Source organism: uncultured Roseibium sp., from assembly GCF_963675095.2.
In the GTDB taxonomy this organism is placed as follows: domain Bacteria; phylum Pseudomonadota; class Alphaproteobacteria; order Rhizobiales; family Stappiaceae; genus Roseibium.
This window is the reverse complement of sequence record NZ_CAXXSJ010000004.1, coordinates 12,268-25,681: the sequence shown is the minus strand read 5'-3', so window position 1 is coordinate 25,681 and position 13,414 is coordinate 12,268. Positions and strand designations below refer to the sequence as shown.

Below are 13,414 nucleotides of genomic sequence, written 5' to 3'. Positions count from 1 at the left end.
TCATCAGCTTGCCCGTGCCCTCATCGGCCAGCGCAAACCCCTATCTGCCGCGCTTCAGCGCTGGTCGCTGGGCAGATGTCCGAAGCGTTCCTTGTAGTAGTAGGAAAACCGGCTGAGGTGGGAGAAGCCGCAGGTATGGGCGGCCTCGCTGACGCTGGGCGGATTGCGCCGGGCGGACAGCATGTAATGGGCCGTGTCGAGGCGCGCGTTGCGCAGGGCCTGCATCGGGCTCTGGCCGTAGATGCGCTGGAAGCCTTTCTGTAGCGTCCGCACATTCATGCGCGCGGCGTGGGCGATGTCGGCGAGCGTGATCGGTTCGCCCAGGTTGGCGTGGATGTATTCCAGCGCGATCCGGATTTCCCGCGGATTGGCGCGCCGGTCGGAACGCTCGATGATGTGCGAGATGTTGCTGGGCTGAAGGGTCAGCAGCGCATGGGCCAGGTCTTCTTCCGCCTTCAGGTCCTTCGCCGCAAGCGGACCGGCGAACAGGTCGCCGTTCTCGGTCGCCTGGGCGCAGGCCATGACGAGGCGTTTCAGCTGCCGTCCCGGTCCGTCGGTCAGGTCGACCTGCGTCTGGAAGCGGATCGGGCCGGGCAGGGGCGCGCCGGTGATCGACCGGGCGACCTCTTCCAGCTGGGTCTTGTCGACCTGGAGCAGCAGCTTGCTGCAGTCGCGCGCCCAGTGCAGCACCGCACCCCGGTCCGGGTTCAGGATGGCGCCCATTTCGGTGGTGGCGGTCATTTCCTCGCCACGGTGCCTGATATATGCACAGCCGGAAAGCGGCACCTGAAACAGGTAGAACGAGCCGAGCTGTCCCGGGTCCACCGTTACGTCGGCGCCGTAGCGCAGGTAATTGACGGAGACGTTCTTGCCGGTCACCGCGTTGTGGCGGACGAAAAGCCCGGAGCGGCGGCCGTTGACCTCAAGCTTGTGGTCGCACAGCTTGCGGGCCACGATGTGCCGCGCTTCGTCCATGTCGCGCGTGCGCACCACCGGGTGCTGCGCGAAAAATTCCCTCGTCGCCAAAGCCTCTTGTGCGGCCATTCGTTCCCCAACGCTGCAAGTACGGGTTTTCCCCGATCAATTTAGCGCACGAGTTCCGATGTGCTTCAAGGTTAAAATTTATGCCGGAACGAGGCGTTCGTTTTTTGGATAACGGCTTACGGGAAAGCGTTGCAGTGTAGCAGGAGATTGTAATGACAGGAGCCCGACAATGGAAAAAGGCGTGTTGAAGGCCGCAGGCGGCATGAACGGCCTGGCCTGGAACGTGGTGGGACACACCTATGTGCCCAAGCTGCTGACGGAGGATGCCTTTGTCTGGCACGCCACCATTCCCGACGGCACCTTCGTGCCACCGCACATTCACCCCACCCAGGACGAGTGGATCTACATGATCGACGGCGAGCTGGACGTGGAATTTCCCGACGAGCACGCCAAGGCCGGTCCCGGCGACACCGTGAAGATGCCGCGCGGCATCCCCCACGGCATCTTCAACCGCTCCGGCAAGACGGCAACCTGCGTCTTCGGCGTGTCGCCGGCACGCGAGCTCTACGAACTGTTCACCGAGCTGGACGGGGTGACCGATCCGGAAGAACTGGTCCGCCTGTCGGCCTTGCGCGAAGTAAACTTTCTGCCTCCGCCCGAGGCGACGTGAGCAGGACTAGACCCTTTCGAACCCTGCGCAGAGCCCTCGGACGGCTCCTGCGCCCTTCAAAAGGTCAAGTGACCGACAACAGCCTCCAACAGTACCGAGTATCCAACAGGACGGCCCAAATGAAATTGCCACCTTTGCGCGACTGGGACGACGCCTTCGCGAATATGAAACACGTCGAGAATTCCGCCGAGCTTCCCGGCTTCTGGGCCGAGCGCGCCGCGGCCTACAGGGCGAAGCTGCAGGCGGGCGGACACCGGCTCGACCTGGACATCTCCTACGGCAGCCACCCGCGGGAAAAATTCGACATCGTCTGGCCGGAAGACACGCCCAAGGGACTGGCCGTCTTCATCCATGGCGGATTCTGGATGCGGCTGGAAAAGGGTCACTGGACGGATTTCGCCGAAGGCGCCCGGGCCGAAGGTTGGGCGGTCTGCCTGCCCAGTTATACCCTGACGCCGGAAGCGCGCATTCACGAGATCACCGCCCAGGTCGGCCGCGCCATTTCCACGGCCGCCAAGCTCATCGACGGACCGATCCGCCTCAGCGGGCACTCCGCCGGCGGACATCTGGCGACCCGCATGCTGTGCACCGACAGCCCGCTGCCGGACGCCGTGCGCGAACGCATCGTCCATGTCCTGTCGATCAGCGGCCTGCACGACCTGCGCCCGCTGCTCAACACCGAGATGAACGAAACTCTCCACCTGGATCTGGACGAGGCCCGGGCCGAAAGCGCCGTTCTGGCGCAGCCGGCGGCCGCCACGCCGCTGACCTGCTGGGTCGGCGGCGGCGAACGGCCTGAGTTCATCCGCCAGACCCGTCTTCTCACCGACACGTGGGCGGGACTGGACGTGCCGGTGCGCTGCGAGGTCGAAGGCGACCACAATCATTTCACCATCATCGAAGGCCTGAAGGATCCGGCATCGCCGATCACCGCCGCCTTTGTCGGCCCGTTCCGCGAAGAGGCCGGCAACAGCGCGCCGGTCCGGGCGCAGGCGGCTCAGGCTTCTAGCAGTACAGTGAGTAAGGGGACAAAAATGACCACCATGGCTCCCGGGATCGTCAAGTCCCGCGAAGGTCTCGACGAAATCAGCTGGAACATTCTGGGCCAGACCTACGTGCCCAAGCAGATGACCGAGGAATGCTTCTCCTGGCACGCCACCTTCCCGCCGGGAACCTTCGTGCCGCCGCATATTCACCCGGACCAGGACGAATTTCTCTACATTCTGGAAGGCCGCTTCGATTTCCTGCTCGACGGCAAGCCGGTGGTCGGCGAGCCGGGCGATCTGGTGAAGCTGCCGCGCGGCATTCCCCACGGCATCTTCAACAAGTCCGACAGCACCATCAAGACGCTGTTCTGGGTCACCCCGACCGCGCAGCTCTATGATCTGTTCTGGGCGCTTCACAACATGGGACCGGATGCCGATCCGGCGCAGATCGTCGCCGTCTCCGCCGCGCATGCCATCGACTTCCTGCCGCCGGAAGAAGGCGCGGATCAATGACGGTCCTGATCGCAGGCGCCGGAATCGGCGGGCTGACCGCGGCCCTGATGCTGCACGAGCGTGGTATCAAGGCGCAGGTCGTGGAACAGGCCTCGGAGGTGCGCGAGGTCGGGGTCGGTATCAACACGCTGCCCCATTCCATCGCCGAACTCGCCGAGCTGGGGCTTTTGCCGCGGCTGGACGAGGTGGGATTGCGCACCCGGGAACTGCGCTACCTGACGCGCATCGGCCAGGAAGTCTGGTGCGAGCCGCGCGGCATGCATGCGGGCCATGAGTATCCGCAGTTTTCCATCCACCGCGGCCGGCTGCAGAAAGTGCTCTACGACGCCGCGGTCGAGCGCATGGGGCAAGACGCGGTTCTGACGGGCAAGCGCCTGTCCGGCTTCGTCCAGGACGAGGCCGGTGTCACGGCGCATTTCACCGATACGGCCGACGGCCTCAGTTCGACGACCTTGCGCGCGGAAGTGCTGGTCTGTGCCGACGGCATCCACAGCGTCGGCCGGCGCCGGTTCTATCCGAACGAGGGCGGGCCGAGTTGGACCGGTGTCGTCATGTGGCGCGGTGCCGCCGAATGGCCGGTCTGGGAAGACGGCGAGACCATGGCGATTGCCGGTGGCCTGGGCGCGAAGCTGGTGCTTTATCCGATCGCGCCTGCAAAGGACGGCCGGCAGCTGATGAACTGGGTGGTGAACGTGCGCGTCGCCGATGCCTCCGTTTCGCCGCCTCCGCCGGAAAGCTGGTCGAAGCAGGCCCCGCTTTCCAAGGTTCTGCCTTACGCCAAACGGTTCCACGTGCCGGGCATCGACATCGAGGCGCTGGTGCGCTCCAGCAGCGCCATCTACGAATATCCGATGGCCGACCGCGATCCGCTGCCGCGCTGGACCCATGGCCGGGTCACGCTTCTGGGCGATGCGGCCCATCCGATGTATCCGGTCGGTTCCAACGGTGCGGCGCAGGCCATTCTGGATGCGCGCTGCCTTGCCGACGAAATGGCGGCGGCCGAACATCCGCGCGAAGCGCTCTACCGCTACGAGCAGGACCGGCTGCCCAAAACCGCCGAGGTCGTGCGCACCAACCGTATCGGCGGACCCGAGCGCGTGATCGACGAGGTGGAGAAGCTGAGCCCGCGCCGTTTCGAGAACGTCGACGATGTGCTTGGATATGAAGATCGAAAGGCGATCGTCAAAGGCTACGCAAAGATGGCCGGCTTCGCTACGAAGGAAGACGCCTGACCGTCAAGGACGGGCGTCGGCCCGGAACCGGGAAAAGACAAAAAACCAAGAAACCGGTTCCGAACAACGTTTGAAACTGAAATTCAACCAGCCCCGGAGGGGGGCATAAGAGGACGAATGATTATGAAAGCAACGACGAAAATCACCTTTGCAAGCCTGGCAGCGGCTTTGGCAATGAACACCGCGCTGTCTTCGGCAGCACTCGCCGAGGACGTCAAGATCGGGATGGTCGTCACCCTGTCCGGCCCGCCGGCAGCCCTCGGCCAGCAGATCGTCGACGGCTTCAACCTCGCGCTGGAACAGAACGGCGGCAAGCTGGGCGGACAGGCCGTTTCCCTGATCGTGGAAGACGATGAACTCAAGCCGGACGTCGCCCTGCTCAAGGCGAAGTCGCTGGTCGAGCGTGACGAGGTCGATTTTGTGGTCGGCACCGTGTTCTCCAACATGCTGCAGGCGATCTTCAAGCCGGTGATCCAGTCCGAGACCTTCCTGATCAGCCCGAACGCGGGCCCGTCGACCTTCGCCGGCAAGAACTGCAATCCCTATTTCTTCGTCACCTCCTACCAGAACAACCAGAACGCCGAAGTGAGCGGCATGATCGCCAACGAGGAAGGCTTCAAGAAGGTCGTCGTGATGGTGCCGAACTATCAGGCAGGCCGCGACAACGTCGCCGGCTACAAGCAGACCTTCAAGGGCGAAGTGGCCGACGAGATCTACACGCCGCTCGGCCATCAGGATTTCTCCTCCGAGCTTGCCAAGATCTCCACGGAAGGCGCGGACGCGCTGTTCACCTTCATGCCCGGCGGCATGGGTGTGCGCCTCGTCAAGCAGTTCAAGGCGACGGGCCTCGGCGACAGCATGAAGTTCACCTCCGTCTTCACCACCGATGAAACCACCCTGCCGGGCCAGAAGGACGACGCCGTCGGCTTCCTGTCCGCAGGTAACTGGGCGCCGGACATGACCAACGAGGCCAACAAGGCCTTCGTCTCCGCCTTCGAGGCAAAATACGGCTATGTTCCGGGTGGCTACGCCGCCCAGTCCTATGACACGGCTCTGCTGATCGCCAGCGCGCTGGAAAAGACCGGTGGCGATGTCAGCGACAAGGACGCGATGCGCAAGGCTCTGGAGGCCGCGGATTTCACGTCCGTGCGCGGGTCTTTCTCTTTCAGCAACAACCACTACCCCGTTCAGGACTTCCACCTGCTCGAAGTGGCCAAGCGGGAAGACGGCAAGTACTGGACGACCGCCAAGCGGACCATCGTCGAGAACTATGAAGACAGCTTCCACGGCGAGTGCAAGATGTAACAAACGGATCGCGCCCGCCCCGTTCAGGGGCGGGCGCGTGAAGTTGATGACAAGCCCTGACTTGGTCATCCCGGACGCTTGGCCGGGGTGACTATGGTGAGGAGAGGGCTTTGTCAGCAGGCTGTCGCCCGTCCCCTTCGAGAGCGGGTGCGTCCCATCAATAAAAGGCAGTCGTGGTGTCCTTCACCCTCCTTCTGATTCAGTGCCTGAACGGTCTCCAGTACGGCACGCTCCTCTTCCTGATTGCAGCTGGTCTCACCCTCGTTTTCGGTGTCATGGGGTTCATCAACCTGGCCCATGGCGTGCAGTACATGGTGGGGGCCTATCTGGTTTTCGCCTTTCACCAGCTCACCGGCAGCTTCGTCATTTCGGTCGTCCTGTCGATGGCCGCTGCCCTCCTGCTCGGTCTGCTCTTGGAGCATTTCGTGTTCCGGCGTCTTTACGGCCGGGACCACCTCGCCCAGGTGCTGGCGACCTTCGGGATCATCATCTTTCTCAATGAGCTGGCCAAGGTGATCTTCGGCCCGGCAACGCTGTCGATCCAGCCGCCGGAGTTCCTCGCCGGATCGATCCAGCTGACCGAACAGCTGCGCTATCCGGTGTATCGCTTCGCCACGATCCTGGCCGGGCTTGCCGTTGCCGCCGCGCTCTACGTTACGGTGACGCGGACGCGGGTGGGCATGCTGATCCGCGCCGGCGCGACCACGCCGGAGATGGTGTCCGCGCTCGGGGTCAACGTCCAGAAACTGTTCATGATCGTCTTCGGTGTCGGCGCCATGCTGGCAGGCTTTGCCGGCGTGATTGCCGCTCCGATCTTCGCGATCGAGCCGGGCATGGGCGACAACATCCTGATCATCGCCTTCGTGGTCATCATCATCGGCGGCATCGGCTCGATCCGCGGCGCCTTCCTCGCAGCCCTTCTGGTCGGGCTGTTCGACACGCTCGGGCGCACCCTCCTGACCGAGGGGCTGGAACTCGTCTTTCCGCCTTCCGTCTCCACCCAGGTGGGACCGGCGCTGGCATCGATGCTGATCTACATCCTGATGGCCGTCATCCTGGTTTTCCGTCCGCAGGGACTTCTGCCGGCGAAGGGGGCCGCGTAATGCGCGTGGATCGCAGTCTGGTCGTCATGGGGCTCGTGTTCGCGCTCCTGCTGGCCGCCTATTTCGTCCTGCCGCTGGTCGGCCAGTCTTACCTCCTGAACCTGCTGATCAAGGCGATGCTGCTGGCGATCGCGGCGATCTCGCTCGATCTTCTGATCGGCCAGGGCGGTATGCTCAGCCTGGGTCACGCGGCCTTCGTCGCCATTGGCGCCTATGCGGCGGCCATCGGCCTGGAAAGCGGGATCGAGAATATCCTGGTGCTGCTGCTGATCGCCCTTGCCGTCTCGGGGATCTACGCCCTGGTCACCGGAGCCCTGGCGCTCCGGACCTCCGGGGTCTACTTCCTGATGATCACGCTCGCCTTCGGCCAGATGACCTATTTCACCCTGACCTCGCTGGCCCCCTATGGCGGCGACGACGGGCTGACGCTGTGGTCATTGGCAACCTTCTTCGGCAGCGACGTGGTTCAGAACGGCGGCCAGCTCTACCTGGTCGTCCTGGCCACGCTGGTCTTGACCTGGTGGGGCGTGAACCGCCTGAGCGGGTCTCGCTTCGGCCGGGTGCTGCGGGCCGCACGCGACAATGCCGAGCGGACCGAGATCATCGGCTTTTCCGTCTTCCGCTACCGCCTGACCGCCTATGTCATCGCCGGCATGATCGCCGCCGTCGCGGGCCTGCTGACCGTGCAACAGGCGGAGTTCGTCAGCCCCGCGCTTGCCACCTGGCAGCGGTCCGGCGACCTGCTGGTGGTCGTGGTGCTGGGCGGTCTGGGAACACGCAATGGCGCCCTGTTCGGCGCGTTCTTCCTGGTCATCGTCGAGGAGGTGCTCGGCTCCTTCCTGCACGAGTGGCGGCTTCTTTACGGCCCGCTCCTGGTGCTGATGGCGCTCTACGCCAAGGGAGGGCTGAGCGACCTGCTGTTTCCGGCAAAGGCCGGGGCCGGCCAGACGGGTGCGCCTGTCACAAGCGGGGAGCAGTCCTCATGAGCGTCTTGGAGATCCGCGACCTGAACAAGCACTTCGGCGCCGTGCATGTCAGCCGTAACATCACGCTCTCCGTGCCCGACGGCCAGTGCCATGCGCTGATCGGACCGAACGGCGCCGGCAAGACGACGCTGATCCACCAGATCTCCGGCGTGCTGCACCCGGACGCGGGCGAGATCATCCTCGCCGGCCGCAACATCACCGCCAGCACGCCATCGCAGCGGGCGCAGGCAGGTCTCGGGCGCACGTTCCAGCTGACCTCGATCCTGCCGTCCTTCTCGGTTCTGGAAAACGTGGCGCTGGCCGCCCAGGCCAAGTCCGGCTCGAGCTTCCGCTTCTTCCGCCCGGCAGCACGGGAGAAGACCCTGAACGACATCGCCATGGCGACGCTGGAACGTCTCAACATGGGCGGACGGGCCCTGGTGCCCGCCGCCGACCTGTCCCACGGCGAACGCCGGCTCCTGGAACTGGCGATCGCTCTGGCCGGCGCGCCGAGGCTGCTGCTACTGGACGAACCCATGGCCGGCCTTGGGCGGGTGGAAAGCGCCATGCTGATCGACATTCTGGCCGATCTGCGCCGCAGCATCCCGATGCTCTTGGTGGAACATGACATGGACGCGATCTTCCGGCTGGCGGACACGGTGTCCGTGCTGGTCAACGGAGAAGTCGTGGCTCAGGGCAGCCCCGATCACGTTCGAAACGACCCGGCCGCCCGGGCAGCCTATCTCGGAGACACCCACAAATGAGCGCGCTCCTGTCTGTGACCGGTCTGCATGCGGGCTACGGCAATGCCGAGGTCCTGTTCGGGATCGATCTCGACCTGCCCGAGGGCCAGGTCACCACGCTCATGGGCCGCAACGGCATGGGCAAGACGACCACCGTGCGCTGCCTCATGGGGCTGTTGAAACCCAGCGAAGGCAAGATCCTGGTGAAGGGCGAGGACCTGACCGGCGAACCGCCTTACCGGGTCGCCCAGGCGGGGCTGGGGCTGGTGCCGGAGGGACGGCTGGTGTTCCCCTCGCTCACCGTCAGCGAAAACCTGCGCGCAACCGCACGCCCCGTTCCGGACGGCTGGACGGAAGAGAAGATCTACGAGGCCTTCCCGCGCCTGGCGGAGCGCCGGCGCAACCTCGGTTTCCAGCTGTCGGGCGGCGAACAGCAGATGCTCGCCATCGGACGTGCCCTGATGACCAACCCGAGCCTCCTGATCCTCGACGAGGCCACCGAAGGCCTGGCCCCGCTGATCCGCGAGGAAATCTGGTCCATGCTCGCCCAATTGAAGAAAAGCGGCCTGTCGATCCTCCTGATCGACAAGAACCTCGACGAACTCTCCCGGATCTCGGACCGGTACTACGTGATCGAAAAGGGCGAGATCGTCTGGAACGGCGACGCGGAAGCCTTCAACGCCGACCGCGATCACGTGGAACAGTATCTGCATTTGTGAGGGGGAGGGGCAGCGTGGGGGCTCGGCCCCAACCTGCCCTCGAAGATCTCTACGCGACTGACCGCTTTGCCTCCCCAAAGCGGACTTGACGATTGCGAATGCGAAACGACCGCTTTTGACCCTAGGCGGACGCTTTTTCTCATCCAGATTTAGGAACAAGCAAGGTCTTCACGGCTTGGTTGTATTCACGGCCATCAATTCGGCTTGCATTGACCCGCCAAATTGTTGGCCCTCGACGTATCATGACAGGTGAAGATCAGGTTATAAAAAGATCGGCATACAAGGGGCGGGGCGACGCATGGCGTTATTTTGGCGAATATGGATGGCTGTCGTGGCGGTCAATCTGGCCGTGCTGTCCATCTTTGTCATCCTCGCCACGATGCAGTTCGGAAACATCAATGCCGGGCTCGCTGCCGATCGTCTGACCGTATTGGCAAACCGGACGGCGGCACCGTTCGAAGCGGCTGCCAAGCTTGGACTGCCGTTGTCCACCGTGCGCAATGCAAGGGCACTTCTCGAGAGGTCCAGACAATCGGATGACGCAATCCTTTCGATCGACGTCTTCGATGCCGACGGGCGGATAATCCATTCCACCGCGGACTCGCAACAACGCGAAATATCCGCGGATATCCAGGAAACCCGCCGCGCCGCGCGCGGGGCCGCCTGGCATCACGAAACCTTCGACGGCTTCCTGAGCGGTATCGAGATCGCGTCACGCGGCGGAGGATCCGCCGGCGGTATCGTGATCACCTATTCGAATACGGAGAACGTGACGCGCGTTCGCGCGGTGGGCGCGGAACTCGCGCTTGGCGCGTTTCTGATCTTCCTTGTCACGAGCGGGCTGAGCGCCGGTCTTCTGAGACTTGGCCTCAATCCGCAAATCGGCTTCTTCGATTCACTCGAGGAAACGATTTCGGATTTCGAGCGCGCCGCGTGGCGCAGCGGCGGTCATGACCTTGCTCCCGCCGGGAACGCCGACGAGAGCGAGTTGAAGAGACTTCTCGCCCAGGCCGAACACAACTACCAAAAAGCGAGACTCGACCTGGACGGACTTCGGGTGAAGGCCACATGAGGGCTCCCGGCTTCACGTTCGACCGGGAAGGCATGCGCATCCGGCTGATCCTGATGGTCGCGATCTCGGTCATCCTGTCCGTCATGGCCGTCGGCGCTGTCGCCATCAGCGCGTTCGATCGGGCCGTCGAACCGGAACTGTCCACCCGGGTCCGGCTGATCGGCTCGACACTGCGCGGAGAAATCCAGCGCGCGCTGGATCTCGGCATCCCGCTGGAATCGATCAGCGGACTGGACGCCTATCTCAATAACGCGCTGGAGGATTTCGGGGAAGTCGACCGGATTTCGGTCCTGAACGCGCAAGGCGATCTCGTCGCGGTGAGCGAGCGCGAGAGCGCGACGGTACAGGGTGCTCCGACCGGTTTCGGACAGGTGGTGTCGATCGAGGCGGCGCGGTTCGAGTTGCCGATCCTCGAAGGCAACACGCTGATCGGCACCTTCGTCATAGAAACGGACCCCCATTTCGTGCGGACGCGCCTGCGCCAGGTATTCATCGACGTTGTCGTGATCGTCCTCGTGGCGATTGTCGTGGCCATGGAAGCCGCGTTCGCCGTTGCCATGTCCTCGGTCGGGAAGCCGCTGGACCGTATCCTGCGGCTGTTGCGCGAACAGGTGAAAGGCCGGTTCAATCTGCGCATAAGGCCGGGCGGACTCGGCGGACTGGCGCAAACGGTTGCCCGGTTCAATGATCACGCCGAGGATCTGTCCGAGCAGCTGGTCAACCTGCCCGCGTCGGCGCGCAAGCGGATTGCCGGTTTTCCGCGATGGTCGATTACCGAAGGCCGGCCGCTGCGGCTCCGTCTCTCCGAGATCAGCGATATCCGCATCGCGCTGTTCCTGTTCTCTGTGTCCGCCGAAACCGCGGTGGCATTTCTTCCGCTCTACGCGCGGGCGGCTACCCGGCCCGACTGGTTGTCGGCCGAATTCGCCGCCGCATTGCCGCTGATAGTCTATCTCCTCGCCATGGCGGCGCTCTCGCCCTTCGCGGGAACGATTGCCGGCAGATTTGGTCCACGCCGGATCTTCCTCGCCTCCGTGGCGCCGAACGCCCTCGCTTTGCTGGCACTCGGTTTCGCCGACAGTCTCATCGCGATTGCGCTTCTGCGCGGCGCGATGGCGATCTCATACGCAACCGCGACCATCGGCTGCCAGACCTACGCCATTCGCGCCGGGGAGGAAGCAGGCAGCGCCCGCCCCTTCGGCACGTTCATGGCGGTCATCTATGGCGGCGTTTTCTGCGGATCGGCGCTTGGCGGCCTCGTGGCCGGCCGCCTCGGCTACGGGAGCGCTTTCGTTTTTGGCGCATCGATCTGTCTCGCGTCCGGCGCGGCAGGCTGGTTCGCCATGCGCGGGCGCGCAGGCGACATGGATATGAAGAACGCCATGTCGGCGGCGGCGCGCGAACGGATGCGCTTTTCGGTTCCCTTTGCGGCGCTTCTTGCGGGAGTCGCGGTGCCGATGAATGCTACGATAGCCGTCTTCATCTGGTATCTGACGCCGCTCATACTCGCCTCGAACGGATTGGGCCCGGCCGAAATCGCGCGCGTGGTGATGCTCTACTACCTCGCGGTCATCCTGCTCGGGCCTGCCGTTTCATATCTGTCAGACCGCGGTCCCGGCTCGGCCGTCATGGTGACCGCCGGCGGGCTTCTGTCGGCCGGTGCGCTGTTCTCGCTTTCCTTCTGGAGCGGTTTCTGGGCGATGGCGGTCGCCGTTGCGATTCTTGGCATCGGCCACACGTTCATAAGGGCGCCCCAATACGCGCTTGCCGTACGAATGACCGGCGCAACCGGACGCGGGCTCGACTATCTGCGGGCCGTCGAACGTCTGGGCGCATTGGCCGGCCTCGGCATCGCGGCACTGGCGGTCGGAAACTGGGGCGGCGAGCAGATCATTCGGATACTGGCCTTAATCGTTTTGTCGGGTATCCTTGTCCATATGGGCGCGGGCCTGGCCTTGAGGTCCCGACGGCAGACATAGTGGAGGAGAAGATGCGCGTATTGTTTCTGACGACATACGTGCTGCTGGTCATCGTTCCCACGATGGCGGTGGCCCAGTCCAGAATTGTCATGGTGACCTGGAGGGGATGCGAAGACGCCTGCCGGGGCTTTCAGGACTATGTCCGCGAGAAAGGCCTCGATGTCGAAGTCGAGGTGCGTGACGCCAATCAGGACAAGGAGGCCATTCCCGGAATCCTCGCCGAAAGCCTTGACGAAAAAGCAGACCTTCTTGTCTCGTGGGGAACGACGGTGACGACCGGCATTGCCGGCACGCTAGCCAACCGGGACACGCCCCCCATCGACCATGGCATTCCGGTTGTCTTCATGATCGTTGCCGATCCGGTCGGGGCCGGCATCGTGGACTCGCTCGACGATACTGGCCGGGACAATGTGACCGGAACCTACAATCGCGTGCCGGAAGTGGTCAATATCGAGACGATCCGGAACTATCTTCCGAATTTCAGCCGCCTGGGCCTGATCTACAACATGAACGAGGAAAACTCCGTTCTCAAGCGCAACGAGATGGCCGCTCTGGCCGAAAAGATGGGATATGAACTCGTCGCCAAGGAATTGCCGCTGGGGGCCGGCGGAGAACCGAGCGTCGAGGACATCGGCCCCGCCATGGCCGAACTCAAACAGGCCGGCGTCGAATTCGTCTATCTGGGCTCGTCGTCCTTCCTGCGCCGCAACGGCGAAACGTTCACGGAACAGGCATTGGCAAACGGTATGCCGGTTCTCAGTCCATACGAGGGCCTGGTGAAAGACGCCTCGGCCCTGCTGTCGGTTTCGTCGCGCTACTACGAAGTCGGACGGCTGGCCGGGCAACAAGCCGAAAAAATCCTCGCCGGCACGCCGGCAGGGGAACTACCGGTCGCCCGGATGACCGACTTCGCCATCGTCATCAACATCGAAGTCGCCAAGAAATTGAAGCTCTTTCCGCCGCTCGATCTGATTCAAATCGCGGAAACTGTCGATTGAGATTGCGCCGGCGACAGCCATGGCGTTCTTAGCCCTCAGCCCAACATCTTTTAGTTACTGCAAGCATGCTGAAGTGATTTCGAATGGTCCGTTCCGGGCACAAGCGGACGCTTGGATTTTGGACAACTTAATGTCTGCTCCCGGC

Annotated in this window: 12 protein-coding genes and 1 pseudogene; 12 read left to right on the top strand and 1 reads right to left on the bottom strand. The window is 63.6% G+C overall.

The window, feature by feature from the left end; genetic code table 11:
• Positions 1–54: 54 nt before the first annotated feature.
• A complete protein-coding gene (locus tag ABIN98_RS01805) occupies positions 55–1,044 on the bottom strand; it encodes an AraC family transcriptional regulator (RefSeq protein ID WP_346906872.1) in 990 nt (329 codons plus the stop codon).
• A 169-nt stretch (positions 1,045–1,213) separates the two neighbouring features.
• Here ABIN98_RS01805 and ABIN98_RS01800 point away from each other — a divergent pair, with 169 nt between their 5' ends.
• From ABIN98_RS01800 to ABIN98_RS01745, 12 genes and pseudogenes are all read left to right on the top strand, one after another.
• Positions 1,214–1,654 carry a cupin domain-containing protein gene (locus ABIN98_RS01800; RefSeq protein ID WP_346906870.1) on the top strand — a complete coding sequence of 147 codons (441 nt, stop codon included), beginning with the start codon at positions 1,214–1,216 and terminating at the stop codon, positions 1,652–1,654.
• 119 nt (positions 1,655–1,773) lie between these two features.
• Positions 1,774–2,304: pseudogene (locus ABIN98_RS01795) on the top strand (alpha/beta hydrolase); the annotation flags it as partial.
• 384 nt (positions 2,305–2,688) lie between these two features.
• Positions 2,689–3,153 (top strand): cupin domain-containing protein, encoded by a 465-nt coding sequence (locus ABIN98_RS01790; protein WP_346894022.1) that lies wholly within the window; start codon positions 2,689–2,691, stop codon positions 3,151–3,153.
• On the top strand, positions 3,150–4,385 hold the full coding sequence (locus ABIN98_RS01785) for a flavin-dependent oxidoreductase (protein WP_346906868.1): 1,236 nt from the start codon (positions 3,150–3,152) through the stop codon (positions 4,383–4,385). Before ABIN98_RS01790 ends, ABIN98_RS01785 begins: the two co-directional genes overlap by 4 nt.
• 123 nt (positions 4,386–4,508) lie before the next feature.
• The gene (locus ABIN98_RS01780; protein ID WP_346906866.1) at positions 4,509–5,690 is read left to right on the top strand and encodes an ABC transporter substrate-binding protein; all 1,182 of its coding nucleotides are present in this window, start codon (positions 4,509–4,511) and stop codon (positions 5,688–5,690) included.
• Positions 5,691–5,866: 176 nt separating this feature from the next.
• Positions 5,867–6,793 (top strand): branched-chain amino acid ABC transporter permease, encoded by a 927-nt coding sequence (locus ABIN98_RS01775; RefSeq protein WP_346906864.1) that lies wholly within the window; start codon positions 5,867–5,869, stop codon positions 6,791–6,793.
• Positions 6,793–7,779, top strand: a complete 987-nt coding sequence (locus tag ABIN98_RS01770; protein ID WP_346906862.1) for a branched-chain amino acid ABC transporter permease — start codon at positions 6,793–6,795, stop codon at positions 7,777–7,779. The genes ABIN98_RS01775 and ABIN98_RS01770 overlap by 1 nt, the downstream gene beginning before the upstream one ends.
• Positions 7,776–8,522: an ABC transporter ATP-binding protein gene (locus ABIN98_RS01765; protein ID WP_346906860.1), complete on the top strand. Its 747-nt coding sequence runs from the start codon at positions 7,776–7,778 to the stop codon at positions 8,520–8,522. Before ABIN98_RS01770 ends, ABIN98_RS01765 begins: the two co-directional genes overlap by 4 nt.
• Entirely contained in the window at positions 8,519–9,220 is a 702-nt protein-coding gene (locus ABIN98_RS01760; RefSeq protein ID WP_346906858.1) for an ABC transporter ATP-binding protein, read from the top strand. Before ABIN98_RS01765 ends, ABIN98_RS01760 begins: the two co-directional genes overlap by 4 nt.
• 322 nt (positions 9,221–9,542) lie before the next feature.
• Complete coding sequence (locus ABIN98_RS01755; protein ID WP_346906856.1) at positions 9,543–10,292, top strand: hypothetical protein; 750 nt, start codon at positions 9,543–9,545, stop codon at positions 10,290–10,292.
• Entirely contained in the window at positions 10,289–12,271 is a 1,983-nt protein-coding gene (locus ABIN98_RS01750; protein ID WP_346906854.1) for an MFS transporter, read from the top strand. Before ABIN98_RS01755 ends, ABIN98_RS01750 begins: the two co-directional genes overlap by 4 nt.
• A gap of 11 nt (positions 12,272–12,282) precedes the next feature.
• The gene (locus ABIN98_RS01745; RefSeq protein ID WP_346906852.1) at positions 12,283–13,269 is read left to right on the top strand and encodes an ABC transporter substrate-binding protein; all 987 of its coding nucleotides are present in this window, start codon (positions 12,283–12,285) and stop codon (positions 13,267–13,269) included.
• The last annotated feature ends 145 nt before the right edge of the window (positions 13,270–13,414 follow it).

Coding starts and splice junctions, on each gene's coding strand:
- ABIN98_RS01805 (WP_346906872.1), bottom strand. CDS start 1,044: ATGGCCGCACAAGAGGCTTTGGCGACGAGGGAATTTTTCGCGCAGCAC.
- ABIN98_RS01800 (WP_346906870.1), top strand. CDS start 1,214: ATGGAAAAAGGCGTGTTGAAGGCCGCAGGCGGCATGAACGGCCTGGCC.
- ABIN98_RS01790 (WP_346894022.1), top strand. CDS start 2,689: ATGACCACCATGGCTCCCGGGATCGTCAAGTCCCGCGAAGGTCTCGAC.
- ABIN98_RS01785 (WP_346906868.1), top strand. CDS start 3,150: ATGACGGTCCTGATCGCAGGCGCCGGAATCGGCGGGCTGACCGCGGCC.
- ABIN98_RS01780 (WP_346906866.1), top strand. CDS start 4,509: ATGAAAGCAACGACGAAAATCACCTTTGCAAGCCTGGCAGCGGCTTTG.
- ABIN98_RS01770 (WP_346906862.1), top strand. CDS start 6,793: ATGCGCGTGGATCGCAGTCTGGTCGTCATGGGGCTCGTGTTCGCGCTC.
- ABIN98_RS01765 (WP_346906860.1), top strand. CDS start 7,776: ATGAGCGTCTTGGAGATCCGCGACCTGAACAAGCACTTCGGCGCCGTG.
- ABIN98_RS01760 (WP_346906858.1), top strand. CDS start 8,519: ATGAGCGCGCTCCTGTCTGTGACCGGTCTGCATGCGGGCTACGGCAAT.
- ABIN98_RS01755 (WP_346906856.1), top strand. CDS start 9,543: ATGGCTGTCGTGGCGGTCAATCTGGCCGTGCTGTCCATCTTTGTCATC.
- ABIN98_RS01750 (WP_346906854.1), top strand. CDS start 10,289: ATGAGGGCTCCCGGCTTCACGTTCGACCGGGAAGGCATGCGCATCCGG.
- ABIN98_RS01745 (WP_346906852.1), top strand. CDS start 12,283: ATGCGCGTATTGTTTCTGACGACATACGTGCTGCTGGTCATCGTTCCC.